Origin of the sequence: Winogradskyella sp., from assembly GCF_028282165.1 — a bacterium.
Taxonomy (GTDB): Bacteria; Bacteroidota; Bacteroidia; order Flavobacteriales; family Flavobacteriaceae; genus Winogradskyella.
Map to the genome: position 1 here is coordinate 167,710 of NZ_JANQIM010000005.1, position 15,473 is coordinate 183,182.

The window sequence follows — 15,473 nt, forward strand, 5'->3', positions numbered from 1 at the left end:
GGAATCATTTGGCTTTTTCTGTAATATAAATGGTGTTATCTTACGATAAACTTTAATGTTTCTGTTGCTCCAGATTGTAAGACGACCTTTGCAAGGTATATACCTGTCTTTAGATTCGACAAATCAAAACTGTCTAGGTCATCTATATTCGCATTCAAAATGCGTTTTCCGTCAATAGAATAGACATTAAGATCAGCATTTATAGCTTTACTGAATAATAAACTCTTTGTGGATGTTAAATAATGTATATCAATTGATGATGCTTTAAAATCATTGATTGATAAACTCAAATCTTCCCAACTCAATGCTACGCTTGGTAACCCTATATGACCTCCAAATCTGTCCGACGGTGTTATATTCCAAGGAAAAGCCATTCGATCTACATTTCCTGAAGCTTCAAACATTGGTAATGGTGCTGACAGTGTAGCTGTTCCAGGTTCACCGTTGCTATAATCTGGATTAACAAATAGGTCTAGCTGATCATCATTTGTACTTGGGTTCATCGTGTATTTTAAAACGACCAGATGATCTATATTGTAATCATATTCAGTGGCAGTCGTATCTCCAGCATTTGAAGGATCACCCGTTTTAATCCCAAAATTAAAACCAGTACCACCGGATTGTTCTACCCATAGTCTCAAGGTAGTACTAAAGCTCGATCCGTTCATGACACGCATAACATCCCTAACAGTGCCAGCAGATGAAGGCGCACTAGAAACATTAATTACAAAACTGACATAGAATGTTCCGGATGTTATTGTAGAATTGAATATATGTCCTACACCATCAGTTTCTTGGGTATTATCCGCGAAAAGGCTATTAGGCGAACTCCCATAATCAGTATATGACAATGCAAAATCCACAATTGGTGATAAAGGGCCTCCACCAATCGACGATCCAGTTCCTCCCATAGAGGTATCGTTAGACCAACCATTTTGCCCATTCAATGGTTGATTGATTGTTAAAGCACTAAAGTCGTCCTGAAAAACAACCTGTGCATTCGTAATGTAAGTAAACAATAAACATGTAAATAATAGCGTAATTTTTTTCATATTGATGATTTTTAGTAATTAAATGTACGAATTTATTTCTCATCTCATCTATTTCTTACAAACTCTACTTTGGTTTTTAGATTAGTAATTAGTAGCAATTTAGAGTGATCCTTTTGAAGGTGTCACTTAGGGTGAAATTTTCATTTGCTGAAAATTTTGTATTGGAGAAGTCTTTAAAAGGTTAAGTTCTCGATACGATTTTCTTGTCTTCGACTAAGCTCAGTCAACACTAAAAATCACTTGAGGTGACAAAACCTGATACTTTATAATAGTTTTGTTTGTTGGTTCTCATTAGGAATTTTTAGATCTGTTCCTAATTCGGTATTGAGTTTTTTAATTAAGTATGCTGAAAGTAAAGGCGATTCTTTTTCAATATTCTGATGCACAAAGAAATTGATGTGTTCAATACCATGAGCTTTCCAATGTTTTAAACGCGCTACCCAATCATCCAATCGTGTGTAATCACTTGGGTGGTTAGCGCCAACATAGCGCACAAAGGCTCTTGAGTTGGTGAGTCGCATATGCATAATATCACGTCTCCCGGCACTATCAACTATAATGTTTGAGGTATTATTGTCTTCCAAAAGTTGATATAAATCGTCAGCAACCGCTTTGTCGTTATACCATCCTGTATGTCTAAACTCTACGGCTAGTGGAATTTCCTTGGGCCAACCTTCTACAAAATTGATGACTCGATCAAAGTCTTTAGGTGCAAAATTATTGTGCATTTGTAAAAAGATGCAACCAAGTTTTTCCTTTAGGTTTATGGCACTATAGAGATAATTATCAACTACGGGAGCTACATCATCATTTAAACGTTTCCAGTGGCTTATCTCCTGGTTTAGTTTTGGAAAGAACTTAAAATTAGCAGGTGTTTTATCGTACCACTTTACAAATTGCTCAGGTGGAAAGATTCTGTAAAATGTCGCGTTTAGTTCTATTGAATTAAACTGACGCGAATAGTATTCTAATTCATCTTTTGTTCCTCTAGGATAAAAGCCTTTTAGATCTGCTTTGTTCCATTTGGCACAACCAACAAAAACAGTAGTTGATTCAGAAGGATGTTTTTGCAATACTTTTATTGTATCTGGATGGTCTGGAGGCAAAGTAAAATCTATATTTGATGGGTCGTCAACACTTCCAAATTTCATAAGATAAGGTTTTGTTCAAAGATAAAGTTTAATGCCAATTTATTTAATGTATTATTATGAAATGTTAATAACACCGTTAACAACATAATTTAGCCTCTTGCTTATACTTTGGGTTAATAAGTAAATTTAATTCCAAATTAATCCTAAATACTTAACCATGACAACCCGTTCTGAGCATCTACTGGCAATTAGGCCTGTTATTACTTCTGCAAAAATTTATGATTCCATGAGTTCTGACGAATTATTTCAGAACAAAACACTTCGACCTATCATAAAAATGCAGCACGACTTATTTATTGCGGTTTTTAAGAATTACATTAAAAAGAGGAAAAATGTATTCTATGAATTGAGCCTATCCAAACAATTGGCTTATATTGATAATGCGATACATAAGGATATGAAGTTTAGAAACTCGATTAAAGGAATGATTATTGGGCAATTTACGGTCGAAGAATATGCAGTCTACATCGAAAACTCATCGGCTTTAAACAAACGCATGATGAATATTGTAAAAGAGCGATTAATTGACAGCATTCAAGTGTTTTCTAACCCACAAATTTTAACGGCTATTTAATTTTTGAATTTTTTATGAAAATTTTAATATTTTAAATTAAGCGGTTTTATTAATTTTGAAACGTTCATTTCAAATAAAATGCCAAGAGTAGAAATTTTTAACCGTGATGAAGTCCTTGAAAAAGTTGTGAAGCTTTTTCATAGTAAAGGCTATAATGCTACATCTATGCAAGATTTAGTCGATGTCACAGGATTAAATAGATCTAGTATATACAATTCTTTTGGTAATAAAATGGAACTCTACCAAGAAAGCTTAAGAGTATATAAAAAACAGGCAAGCACTTACGTACAAAAGGTTTTGATCAATAATTCCGAGCCTTTAGAAACTATCCGAAAGATTTTTACAACAAACCCTGAGGATAAATTAAACGGTTGTTTTTTAGGAAATTGCACAACTGAAATGGCCAATCAGGATCGAGAGATCAAAAAATTCCTAACAAACAATTTAAATGCGATGCAAGATCTTTTTGAAGAGCTTGTTACCAAAGGGCAATCCGTAGGGTCTATTAATAGCAATAAAAGTGCAAAAGCCTATGCGGTATATTTATTTACTGCCTTACAAGGATTGCGTATTACTGGAATTTTATTGAATGAACAACACGAACTTGAAAGTATCGTTGACACTATACTTTCTGTATTAAAATAATTTTTTTAACCAATTTTGAAACGATTGTTTCAAATAAAAAACAAAACACAATGGGTAAATTAGAAAACAAAGTCGCTGTGATAACTGGTGCTAATAGTGGAATAGGTTTAGCTAGTGCAAAACTCTTTTTGCAAGAGGGTGCTAAAGTAGTCATCTCAGGACGAAGAGTTGAAGCTTTAGAAGAAGCCACAAAAGATTTGGAAGGTGATTACATAACTGTGGTAGCAGATGTATCAAAAGATGAAGACAATAAAAGATTGATTGACGAATCAGTGGCTAAGTATGGGAATATCGATATCCTTTTCTTAAATGCTGGCGTTGCACCTCCTACTCCAACAACAGATGTTACGGCCGATCATTATAATGAAGTGTTTGATATTAATGTTAAAGGTCCAATTCTAGCAACTAAAGAAGCTTTACCACATATCAATGATGGTGGTACTATACTATTCACAAATTCTATTGTGCATCAAAAAGGATTTGACGGATTGGGTGTCTACTCAGCCAGTAAAGGTGCATTAAGGGCTTATGCCAGAGTATTGACTTCTGAACTGAAATCAAGAGGCATCAGAGTCAATTCTATAGCACCTGGTCCTATTGATACACCTATTTATGGCAAAATGGGATTACCACAAGAGGTTGTAGAAGATATGGGCAAAGGCTTCGCAGAATCAGTACCTTTAGGAAGATTTGGTACATCTGAAGAAATTGCTAATACTGCCCTATTTTTAGCTTCTGATGATGCCTCCTACATCAACGGTATAGAATTAGAAGTCGATGGTGGATTAAGCCAAATTTAATGAGAATTGGAAAAGATAAGAAGACCGAACAAGATGTTCGGTTTTTTTATTTAAAGTAATGACTCACCGTTTAGGTTAGTGGTTAACACATCGCTCATATAATCAAAATAAGGGCGTATTTTCTTAAAGGCATCATTCACATTATCCAAAAAATCATCGGCTAAAACCTCTTTATCACTATATTTTTTGATAAAAATGAATTGTTTTTTACGAATTAAGTCTATAGCAGGATGCTCTTTGTCAAAACCTTTAGGTGCTGTTTTTAGTTCATCGCCTACAAAATTTCCCCAAGTGTCACTAAATGTTTTATCATTGAGTATAGCTCTCATTTCACTATCGTCCATTTCAAATTCTTTTCTTATCCTAAAGAGATCTTCTTTATTGGGTTCCCAAAAACCTGTGGCGATGAACGATTCGTCATTAGGTTGAATATGCAGATAATATCCACCTCTTAATTCTGGCTTTTTTCTTGCGAAAGATCCCCCAAAATGAATTTTGTAAGGTTGCTTATTTTTAGAAAAACGTACATCTCTGTATATTCTAAAAATCTTAACCTTTTCGATTTGGTCATGCGTATTCATAAGTTCACCAAGATGATTATACGCATTTTTAACCTTCACCTCAATAGCTTTAAACTCAGACTTATGTTCATTAAACCAATCTCTATTATTGTTCTTTGCTAGTTTTTTAAAAAAAGTAAGGGTTTCGTTTGGTATAGTGTGACTCATGAGTTGTTTATTTGATATAAAAGTATAAAAATCATCTGTTCTTTTTGCTAAAATCCATTAATCCTTTTGTTGTTAAAAACTCTGTTTAGAATAGTTACAAATAAACTTGGTTGTTGACAGAATTTTCAGTATAATGCAATACTTTTAAAAACACACACTAATTTTATGGGTAGACCAGCAACAAGACCAACTAAGCTTAAAGATGGTTTCTATATTGAAATCAGAAACAAAGGTTCAAAATCGGGTGTTAAACTGTACAGTGGCACCAAATTACAAATGCATCGCGCTATCAAAATGTATGAACGTTCAAAAGAAGTGCTCATATTAGGCGAATCTATAAACGGGAAATTTGTAGATAAAGAACCTAAGCTTCATGTTGTAGAATAACTATAATCGACATAGTATAAAAAAGGGTGAAAATTTAACTTTTCACCCTTTTTTATTTGTCCTAGTTGTACCTGTAATTAACAATCTATAATTTTTTTTATACATTGTTAAAGAAATTCATGGAGAATCTCAACTAAAAACTAACTAATTTAAATCAATTTTATTATGACTGCATCAACCAACAAACCGCCTATTTGGTTCTGGATTATTAGTGTTATAGCACTTATCTGGAATGGCTTGGGTGTACATGGCTATTTAAGTCAGGCTTACAAAACTAGTGCATATACAGATTATTATTCAACAGAGCAAATCGACGTTATGAATAGTTTGCCGACTTGGTATACAGCTTTGTTTGCCATCGCTGTTTTTTCTGGCGTATTAGGGAGCTTGCTACTGCTATTTAGAAAAAAGTTTGCGAAATTGCTTTTAATCTTATCTTTTTTGACTGCGACCATACAAATGGTCTATTTCTTATTTATTGCTGATTTAAAAGGTGTGGATTTTAGCGATCAAAAAATAACGTCTTATATCGTAATAGTATTTGCCACATTTTTGGTGTGGTTTGCAACAAAAGCAAAATCTAAAGACTGGATCAATTAAACCTAACCAACCAAGTCTAAAAAGGAATTAGTGTGTATTTAACTAGTTCCTTTTTTTTATTCAAAATCCAAAGCATGTAAAATGAGTCCTGAGGCTGGCGCTATATAATCCATTACTTCTTGAGTATGATCGTCTAAAGACTCTTGTATATAGTTGAGTGTGACTTCTCCTCTACCCAATTTAATCAGGCAGCCCATCATCAATCGTATTTGATTACGCATAAAGCCTTTGCCTTTAATTATAAAAACATATGACTCTTTAGGAAAAAAGTTAGCAGTATAAATGATATTATCGATTATCTCACTATGTGTTATGGTTCGTTGGTATTCACCCTTATCAGTAGCTTTATAACAATAAGCTTTAAAGTTGTGAGTCCCCTCGAAGAGTTTTGCGCCTTTTTTCATAAGTTCTACATCAAGTGGATCGAGAATGGTTGATAGTATAGGCGCACAAAAGGGATGGTTCTTCTGGCCTTGTGAGAATACATAATGGTACTCCTTAACTTTAGAATCTTGAATAATATTAAAGTCCTTTTCCACTTCTTTTATAGATAAAGCTCTGATATCTTGTGGCAAATTTTGATTAAACAGCTCTAAAAAAGCGTCAAAGTCAGTGATAGGTTCATCATGGAGAAATAACTCTAAAGCAGCTTCATTAGCAGAAACCATAGCATCTGTGCGACCTGCTCCTAGCGTTTTAAACTTGATATTACCCAAAATGAATTTTAAGGTCCTATCAATCATCAGGTGTATTGTTTTTACATCTGGTTGTTTTTGCCAACCATGAAAACGATAGCCCAAATATTGTATTTTAATCAGATAATAAAAACGTTTTTCAAACATTAAGGCAAGAACGCTATTTTATTTATGAAAGAAAAGCAAACCTATAATTTACCTTATAATTAACTTTTGGGTTTTGGTTCCATTATCATTAGTTATTTCTACAATATAGACACCAGAATGCATGTAACCTACATTTATTGTATTTGTAGTTACGGATTCATTCAATACACTACTTAATACAAGTCTACCTTGTACATCATATAATTTGGCTATAGTTTCACTATTTAGATGTCCTTTTATAACTAGAGTTTTAGGATTGGTTATCGCAAATACTTGCAAGTGATTTAATTTATCCTCATTTTCGGATAAGGTTTGAGATATAAACCAAAGATAAAACCGTCCTGTACCATTCAATTCAGTATTTGGTGTGAATATATAGTCACTCGTATTTAGCAATATAAATGTATTTTCCTCTGTATCTTCTAAATAGATATTAATATCTTCAGGAATAGTTGAAGTATTACTAACACCAATAGTCAATTGTGTCGTTGCTGTAGCATGGATGCCAAGAGGAATAACAACATCATTCAAATCATCAAAAGGGAGTGTTTGGATCGCCATGTCAATTCCAACATTGTCCTCAACTAAATTTGAGAAAATTGAAAATGTACCAGCATTTCCTCGAAAAGCGCCTGCATCATAACCCACATCCAAACCTCTAGTTGTTCCTTCTATAAAATAAAGCTGTGTTGTGCTAGTATCAGTGTTACTAGTCATATATAACTGACATAAAGCTACATTAGAGGGCGATGGTCTCCCCAGAATAAAATCATCGGAACTACCAGTTCTTCGCATGGCGGTTGTAAAATCTACTAAACCACCACTTGTTTTTGACTTTACAAAAAAGCCTTGCCCTGGTGCAATGAGTTCTGTAATACTTCCTTCATCAATAGTTGCCTGATTCCAAACGGTCCATCCATTTGACGCATTGCCATCATATCCGTAGATGGCTTGAAATTCAGTCTGTGTATCAAATTCTGAACTATTTGCTTGAAAGAAAGTATCAAAATCGAGATAAGACGGATAAGGATTACCCATTAGATTCCATGCATTTCCTGCGGCGGCATCAGAAATAGGTATATTAAGAATATCGGTGGAAGCTACAACCCCAGAAAACATTAAAGTACTCCCATCAATAGTTGCAGCTCTGTAACCCATACCTTGATTTAGGATTGTGGCGGCGTTGGAAGAGCTATCATAATTTTCGTAAGCACCAGTAGAAGTATTGTATGGCGCAAAAGCTCTAGTGGATCCAGATGCGGCCAGATTACTATTGGCCATATCAAAGGCTCCGAAGGTTTGTCCCGAAAAGGGTGTGGCAATTAAATCATTTGTTCCAGTTGGTCCAACTTGGGCGGTATACCTATGGTAATTTATAGTTCCAGAAATAGAGCCATTTAAAATGAGGCTAGAAAATGATAAAGATGTAGATTGTAGGTTTAAAGTATTGGTTGTTAACGTTACACCAACATCAATAGTTGTACTAGCACCTGAGTTCACTGTAACCGTATCGCATTCTAAATTACTAGACAACGTAAAATCACCGGTTTGAATCTCAATTTGATCTCTGCTATCTAACGTACCAATAGGATTTGATGGTGCCCATGTACCAGAGTTATAGGTATATACAGTTGGAATGTAACCCGTAATAGTTACTGCAACAGAATTAGAGCTTAAAGCACCACAAAAAGCAGTACTGGAAATATCGGATTGCAGGCTAGAAAATGCTCCACCAACATATCCACTGGTAGCACTACCAGCTAAGTAGGATAATCCATAAACGGTATAATCTGCTGCTGGAAATAAAGAATCGTCCGTTAAGTCAGAGTCTGAACTAAAGGCTACAATATTCCCAGAACTGTCATTAACAATAACATAGGTATATAAGTAGCCGGCAATATTTAGTGCACCAACATCGTACAATGTTGCAGGACCAAAATTGACATTGTAATTCCCAGGATTTGGAGAATTAGTACTGAAGCCCGATGCCAATAAAACGTATGTAGTACCCACGGTTAATGATTCAGAAAAACTGGTATTTAAATCTACAGAAGACCCATTAAAGTTTGCGTTGGAATTTAACCAATTATCGCAAACACTACTTGGGTTATAACTCCCCTCAAATAAGTTAATCACGCTGCCGTAACTCTCAACGGTATTAGTAAAGGTTACATTAGAATTTGTACCAGTAACGAGCTCAATCGTTTCATAAAATGGGCTATTGCCGAAAGAAATACATGTGTCACCGCCATTGTTTTCTACAGTGAGATTTGTATTAGGATCGCTTGCGTCTAATGTTCCTGAAACAGAATTTACAGCCAAACCGGCCATCAGTCCAAGATTAAGACTAGCATCACCTTCAATAGCCGTTACTGGACTACTATTCGCAATTGTTCCTCCAACGGCATCGCAGGTAGAAGTCACTAAAATATCAATGTCATTAATGTCGAAAAATATATTAGTACCGCCAGAGCATACAATTTTCACTCTGGAAGAACTACTCGATACATTCGGTACAGTAATGTTATACGAGCCATTGTTGGGCACTCCACTTGCTAAAGTCGTCGGAAATGTTGCACCGCCATCAGAAGAAAACAAAATGTCTACATTAGCACAAGTATATGTAGGACTGTCTGTATTAGCTACATCCCATGTTATGGTTTCTGTTGCACCCACAACCCATGCTGTATTTGAGTTTTGGGATGTGATCTGAAACGGACCATCCGAACCTACGATCAATGAAATTTGATCACAGGCTACACCTCCACCTCCAATTTCATTATCCCTAACAGTTAACCGCCAAGTGAGATTTCTTGCTACCGTAGGGAGAACCTCTCCAGTTCCGGTTGTCACATTACCTGCTAAAACAGATGATAATTGAGGGACCGTTCTTTCATTACTCGTTGAAGGAGGAAAACTCCTGAAAAGTGGTGCTGTTGTACTTGCAGCGGTATCATCTGGTGCGTCAGAACCCGAATAATCTGTATCATATTGTTCCCAATTATAGGTAAGGCTTCCCGTACCGTCCGCATCAGATCCTGAACCAGATAGTACAAAAGGTGTGCTGTGCGGAATCACTAAACCATCAATGCTATTAGCATTGGCATCGGAGCTTGGCATATTGTTTCCTGTTGGTGTTATTGTAGCGCAATCGGACCAACCGCCTATCGTAACAGTTCCACAACTAGTACCACTAACAAATAATCCAGAGTTTTGGTAGTCGATCATATTTTGTAGACTCGTAATACCAAAATAATCCGTACGATCAGCAAAAAAATCGCCTGCATCACAACCTGCGCCAGTACTCATAATCGTAGACCCTTCTCCTGGCTCATAACGGCTACAGGCATTATTGGTATTACATCCATAATTGGTATGTCTATTACTAAACTGATGTCCAAACTCATGAACCAAAACTGTTATAGAAGTTGGTATATCATTGGGTAAATAGGTATAACCTCTGGCCTTTGATGAGGTACAAACCACTGCTAATCCTGCTCTACCAGCAAAACTACAACTGCTACCACAAGTAATTTCGTGAAACCCATGCCCTATATCCCAAGAGCTTACACTTACATTAGAGTCGATATAAGTTTGGGTTTCACTAATCGATGTAAAAGTATTTGTGGGATCACTATATGGATCAGTAGCTGGGTTATTATTCAGTAAGTACTCAACTATGGTAAAAGTTGTGGCCACTTCAGTTTCATAGACCGTATTGACTTGTGCCACTCTGTTAAGGAGTGCAGCTTCCACTAAAGGGTCTGTCCCTCCATTTAAAGCATAAAATTCACCTGAACAGGTAACAACTAACTCATAGGTACGAAGATTATCTCCGATTTGAAAGCACGAATCAATACGATTTGCCGAAGGTAATAATGAGCCTGAGGTTAACTCGTTTTCAGATTCACAATGAAATCCATCAGAATGACCAATAATATCATGATCATAATAAGCAATATAACGATCATCATTGCTTAAAAGGTTTATTTTTTCTATGACTACTATTCCATTTGCACTTTTTACTAAACCATAAAAACCTGCTGAAGTGACATTAAATCTCGCTACAGCAGTTGGATCATTTAAACCCTTTGCCACATAACTTTTGACTTCTGGACGAGATGCTGACAGAGCCGGCGATAATATAGGGGATTCTGTAACCCTGAAGCTTTCTTTATCTCCACTAGGCATAGGTAATTCGATAACTGTTGTTGATCGTCTGTTTTGAGAAACAGTACTTTTCATTGGAGCTGTTTGCAAAGTACTTTTTAATTGATTGATGTCAATTTTTACTTCTTTATAATGAACTAAATTTTCAGAATACTTAGCAGGGACTTGTGCATTAAGGTTAGATAAACAGAAAATAACACACAATAAAATATAGAGTGTACAACGGATGTTATTCATTGGGTTGGTTTTAATTGAATAGCTAATTAAAATAAATATACAATTTAATTGCTATTTAGTGCAATCTAAACCAAGATTTTAGTTCTATCGCTGCCTTTGCATAAGTATCTCAAGAACATCTTCCAGTTTATAGTTTTTGGCCTGTAAGAGCATTAAATAGTGAAACAATAAATCTGCACTTTCATTTAAGAACAGTTCATCGTTATTATCCTTGGCTTCTATTACCAATTCAACAGCCTCTTCCCCTACTTTTTGAGCAATTTTATTAATGCCCTTTGCAAATAAGGAGGCAACATAAGATGTTTGAGTATCGGCATTTTCAATTCTTGATGCTATAATATCCTCTAATTTGGTTAAAAAACCATAGGATTGCTTGTTTTCTTCGTGCCAACAGGTATCGGTCCCTGTGTGGCATGTTGGCCCTTGGGGATTAACATGTATCAGCAGTGTGTCTTCGTCACAGTCATTTTTTATACTAACTAATTCCAAATAATTACCACTTGTTTCACCCTTGGTCCATAGGCGTTGTTTGGATCGACTAAAAAATGTAACCTTTTGGGTTTCCAAAGTTTTTTGATGAGCTTCTTCATTCATGTATCCAAGCATGAGTACATTTTTAGTTTTTGCATCCTGAATGATAGCCGGTATTAGCCCATCATTGTTTTTATTGAAGTCTATTTTCATAATCTTACTTCGATATTATTCTTCTTTAATTCTTTTTTTAAATCCAAAATGGGTATCTCACCAAAGTGAAAAACGCTTGCTGCTAAAGCTGCGTCTGCTTTCCCTGTTTTAAAAGCATCTACAAAGTGTTGTACGGTGCCAGCTCCACCTGAAGCAATGATTGGGATATTTACCAGCCCTGACAATTTTGCCAAGGCTTCATTGGCAAAACCAGATTTTGTTCCATCGTGATTCATTGAGGTAAATAATATTTCGCCAGCGCCACGCTGTTCGACTTCGACTGCCCATTCGAATAGTTTTACTTTAGTTGGAATGGTTCCTCCAGCTAAATGCACAAACCACTTGCCTTCTATTTCTTTGGCGTCAATAGCCACTACTATGCACTGATTTCCAAACTTGTCTGACAATTCATTAATTAAGTTTGGTCGTCTTACGGCTGACGAGTTAATGGACACTTTGTCTGCTCCACAATGCAATAAATCATCCACATCTTCTATTGTTGAAATACCACCACCAACTGTAAATGGGATATTCACTTGCTCAGCTACTTTTAAGACCATGTCGTGCATAGTTCTTCGTTTTTCTTGGGTAGCACTAATATCGAGAAACACCAATTCGTCAGCACCTAAGTCTGCATATTGCTTACCTAAGACCACAGGGTCGCCAGCATCGCGAAGATCCACGAAGTTGACTCCTTTTACAGTACGCCCATCTTTAATATCTAGACAAGGTATAATTCGTTTTGTTAGCATAATACGTATTTGTCATTGCGAACAACATGAAGCAATCTGTCAATTTTTAATTAGATTGCCACGCTACGCTCGCAATGACGGTTAGTTGTTCATTATAAAATGTTCTATCTGTTTTAAACTTATCTTATGTTCATAAATAGCTTTGCCTACAATAACACCTTCACATCCTAAATCCTTCAATTGTGGCAATTCATCATATTTTGAAATGCCTCCAGAGGCAATCAATTTTATTTCTTTTATAGCATGAGATTTCTCGTCGCTGCGCTCTGTCGAAATAACATTACATGCTTTTAATATCTTCTGGTATAAATTAAATGAGGGGCCTTGCAGCATTCCATCCTTAGATATATCCGTACAAATAACGTATTCCACACCTTTGTTTTGATAATTTTTTATAAATGGAATCACTTCTAATTTGCTTTCTTCTTGCCAACCTGAAATAGCTATTTTTTCGTTATTACAATCTGCACCAAGAATGATTTTGTCCGAGCCATACTTCGTCAGCCAATTCTCGAATACTTTAGGATCTTTTACCGCAATACTACCTCCTGTAATTTGCTGAGCACCAGATTCAAAAGCAATTCTTATATCTTCATTTGATTTTAATCCTCCTCCAAAATCAATCTCTAAATTGGTCTTAGTCGCTATAGCCTCTAGCACCTTGTAATTGACTATGTGGCTTGCCTTGGCACCATCTAAGTCCACTACATGTAAGTATTGAATTCCTGCATCTTGAAACGCCTTTGCTACTTCAACAGGGTTTTCGTTATAGACTTTCTTTGTGTCGTAATCGCCTTTTGTTAAACGTACACATTGCCCATTGATAATATCTATTGCTGGTATAACTCGCATTTATATCGTTTTTGGCTATTAGCTAAAGACTAAAAGCATTATTTTTTATATCTATAATTCTAAAAAATTCTGCAACAGTTTCTCTCCTACTTTGCTACTCTTTTCTGGGTGAAACTGTACGCCAAAAAAGTTATCGTTTTCTAAAGCCGAAGCATATTCAAGCTCATAATCCGTAGTAGCAATGGCTTCACTACAATTTTTGACGTAATAACTATGCACCAAATACATATGAGCACCTTCATTTATACCCTTGAATAAATCCGATTTTAAATTTCTTACCACATTCCAACCCATTTGAGGGACTTTAACTGTATTTGAAAATCGCTTCACCTCTGCATTAAAAATGCCTAAGCCTTTGGTATCCCCTTCTTCGGTATAATTGCACATCAACTGCATACCCAAACAGATGCCTAAAACAGGTTGTTGCAATTTTGGAATCACTTTATCCAGTCCGCTTTCCTTGAGTTTTTTCATCGCTGAACTTGCTTCGCCTACACCTGGAAAAATAACCTTATCTGCTTTTAGCAACTCATTTGCGTCGTTTGTTAAAACGGCATTATAGCCTAATCGTTGAAAGGCAAATTGGATACTTTTAATGTTTCCAGCTCCGTAGTTTACAATTTTTAGATTCATTCTTCAATCTATATTAACACCCCTAAAGAGCTCAATCGGTATCCTCAAAAAGCTATTGCTTTAATCTTGATAGTCCTCAAGAGGGTAATTTATTTAAATCTGAGAGTCATTTCGAACGTATGATAGAAATCTTTTATAAGATTTAGCTATGTTGGACCTAAAGGTTTCTTGTCGCTTCACTCTGTCGGAATAACACTTACAACATGCCTTTTGTTGATGGCAAAATCATTTTCTCTACATCTCGTTTTACAGCCATTTTAATTGCTTTTGCAAAGGCTTTAAAAATGGCTTCTATTTTGTGGTGTTCATTAGTCCCTTCAACTTTAATGTTAAGGTTGCACTTTGCCCCATCCGTAAAGGACTTAAAAAAGTGGTAAAACATTTCGGTTGGCATTTTGCCAATCATTTCGCGCTTAAACTCAGCCTCCCAGACTAACCAATTTCTACCTCCAAAATCTATAGCCACTTGTGCTAAGCTATCATCCATGGGCAAACAAAATCCGTAGCGTTCTATGCCTAGCTTATTCCCTAAAGTTTTAGCAAACACCTCTCCTAAAGCAATGGCTGTATCTTCAATCGTATGATGTTCGTCAACTTCCAGATCACCATCCACTTTAATGTTTAAATCCATTTGGCCATGTCGTGCTATTTGATCTAGCATATGGTCAAAAAATGCGATTCCTGTATCAATATTGCTTTGTCCTGTACCATCGAGATTAATATCTATTTTTATTTTAGTTTCGTTGGTATTGCGTTCTATAGAACCTACACGCTCGGACGCTTTTAAAAAACGATAAATGGCTTCCCAATCGTTGGTTTCTAAAGCTATGAAAGTCTGTAATACGGAATTACTAACTGTAACTTCGTCAGTACCGAGGTTAGTGTCATCATTTATAAAGATACCTTTAGCTCCTAAATTTTTAGCCAATTCAATATCTGTTAACCGATCACCAATAACATAAGAATTTCCAAGATCATAATCATCAGAGAAATATTTGGTGAGTAAGCCTGTATTGGGTTTTCGGGTTGGTGCATTATCTCTGGCAAACGTCCTGTCAATAAATTGCTCCTTAAATACAATGCCCTCATTTTCAAATGATTTAATAATGAAATTATGAACTGACCAAAAGGTATCCTCAGGATATACTGCAGTGCCAAGACCATCTTGATTGGTAATCAAAACGATTTCAAAATTTAGTTCTTTGGTTATTTTGCTTAAATATTGAAATACTTTAGGGTAGAATTCCAACTTCTCAAATGAATCTACTTGTTCATCAGCTGGCTCTTTAACTAAGGTTCCGTCCCTATCTATAAATAATACCGTTTTTTTCATGTTTTAACATTTACGTCTTTTCGAGTGATTTTC

General features: G+C 35.7%; 15 protein-coding genes. 5 read left to right on the forward strand and 10 right to left on the reverse strand.

Going from position 1 to position 15,473, the window contains the following annotated elements; genetic code table 11:
- Nucleotides 1-35 precede the first annotated feature (35 nt).
- Entirely contained in the window at nt 36-1,052 is a 1,017-nt protein-coding gene (locus tag Q0972_RS02585; RefSeq protein WP_299362197.1) for a T9SS type A sorting domain-containing protein, read from the reverse strand.
- 263 nt (nt 1,053-1,315) lie between these two features.
- The gene (locus Q0972_RS02590; protein ID WP_299362199.1) at nt 1,316-2,203 is read right to left on the reverse strand and encodes a DUF72 domain-containing protein; all 888 of its coding nucleotides are present in this window, start codon (nt 2,201-2,203) and stop codon (nt 1,316-1,318) included.
- A gap of 157 nt (nt 2,204-2,360) precedes the next feature.
- On the opposite strand from Q0972_RS02590, the gene Q0972_RS02595 reads away from it, so the two are divergent.
- From Q0972_RS02595 to Q0972_RS02605, 3 genes are all read left to right on the forward strand, one after another.
- Nucleotides 2,361-2,777 carry a glyoxalase gene (locus Q0972_RS02595; protein ID WP_299362202.1) on the forward strand — a complete coding sequence of 139 codons (417 nt, stop codon included), beginning with the start codon at nt 2,361-2,363 and terminating at the stop codon, nt 2,775-2,777.
- 78 nt (nt 2,778-2,855) lie between these two features.
- Nucleotides 2,856-3,422 (forward strand): TetR/AcrR family transcriptional regulator, encoded by a 567-nt coding sequence (locus Q0972_RS02600; protein WP_299362206.1) that lies wholly within the window; start codon nt 2,856-2,858, stop codon nt 3,420-3,422.
- Between the two features lie 50 nt (nt 3,423-3,472).
- Entirely contained in the window at nt 3,473-4,222 is a 750-nt protein-coding gene (locus Q0972_RS02605; RefSeq protein WP_299362208.1) for an SDR family NAD(P)-dependent oxidoreductase, read from the forward strand.
- Between the two features lie 50 nt (nt 4,223-4,272).
- Here Q0972_RS02605 and Q0972_RS02610 read toward each other — a convergent pair whose 3' ends face one another.
- The gene (locus tag Q0972_RS02610; protein WP_299362210.1) at nt 4,273-4,950 is read right to left on the reverse strand and encodes a DUF2461 domain-containing protein; all 678 of its coding nucleotides are present in this window, start codon (nt 4,948-4,950) and stop codon (nt 4,273-4,275) included.
- Between the two features lie 165 nt (nt 4,951-5,115).
- Between Q0972_RS02610 and Q0972_RS02615 the strand changes: the two genes are divergently transcribed.
- Both Q0972_RS02615 and Q0972_RS02620 read left to right on the forward strand, forming a co-directional pair.
- On the forward strand, nt 5,116-5,337 hold the full coding sequence (locus tag Q0972_RS02615; RefSeq protein WP_111682613.1) for a hypothetical protein: 222 nt from the start codon (nt 5,116-5,118) through the stop codon (nt 5,335-5,337).
- A 165-nt stretch (nt 5,338-5,502) separates the two neighbouring features.
- Complete coding sequence (locus Q0972_RS02620) at nt 5,503-5,937, forward strand: hypothetical protein (RefSeq protein WP_299362213.1); 435 nt, start codon at nt 5,503-5,505, stop codon at nt 5,935-5,937.
- A gap of 56 nt (nt 5,938-5,993) precedes the next feature.
- Here the strand turns inward: Q0972_RS02620 and truA are convergent, their stop codons facing one another.
- The 7 genes from truA to hisB form a co-directional block, all read right to left on the reverse strand.
- Nucleotides 5,994-6,779 (reverse strand): tRNA pseudouridine(38-40) synthase TruA, encoded by a 786-nt coding sequence (truA, locus tag Q0972_RS02625; protein ID WP_299362214.1) that lies wholly within the window; start codon nt 6,777-6,779, stop codon nt 5,994-5,996.
- Nucleotides 6,780-6,827: 48 nt separating this feature from the next.
- Entirely contained in the window at nt 6,828-11,186 is a 4,359-nt protein-coding gene (locus tag Q0972_RS02630; RefSeq protein WP_299362216.1) for a M12 family metallo-peptidase, read from the reverse strand.
- Between the two features lie 84 nt (nt 11,187-11,270).
- Complete coding sequence (gene hisIE / locus Q0972_RS02635; RefSeq protein ID WP_299362221.1) at nt 11,271-11,870, reverse strand: bifunctional phosphoribosyl-AMP cyclohydrolase/phosphoribosyl-ATP diphosphatase HisIE; 600 nt, start codon at nt 11,868-11,870, stop codon at nt 11,271-11,273.
- Nucleotides 11,867-12,622 carry an imidazole glycerol phosphate synthase subunit HisF gene (gene hisF / locus Q0972_RS02640; protein ID WP_299362223.1) on the reverse strand — a complete coding sequence of 252 codons (756 nt, stop codon included), beginning with the start codon at nt 12,620-12,622 and terminating at the stop codon, nt 11,867-11,869. Before hisF ends, hisIE begins: the two co-directional genes overlap by 4 nt.
- Nucleotides 12,623-12,703: 81 nt before the next feature.
- Nucleotides 12,704-13,474 (reverse strand): 1-(5-phosphoribosyl)-5-[(5-phosphoribosylamino)methylideneamino]imidazole-4-carboxamide isomerase, encoded by a 771-nt coding sequence (gene hisA, locus Q0972_RS02645; RefSeq protein ID WP_299362225.1) that lies wholly within the window; start codon nt 13,472-13,474, stop codon nt 12,704-12,706.
- A 51-nt stretch (nt 13,475-13,525) separates the two neighbouring features.
- On the reverse strand, nt 13,526-14,107 hold the full coding sequence (gene hisH, locus Q0972_RS02650) for an imidazole glycerol phosphate synthase subunit HisH (RefSeq protein ID WP_299362228.1): 582 nt from the start codon (nt 14,105-14,107) through the stop codon (nt 13,526-13,528).
- A gap of 196 nt (nt 14,108-14,303) precedes the next feature.
- Complete coding sequence (gene hisB / locus Q0972_RS02655; RefSeq protein WP_299362231.1) at nt 14,304-15,440, reverse strand: bifunctional histidinol-phosphatase/imidazoleglycerol-phosphate dehydratase HisB; 1,137 nt, start codon at nt 15,438-15,440, stop codon at nt 14,304-14,306.
- Nucleotides 15,441-15,473: the final 33 nt, after the last annotated feature.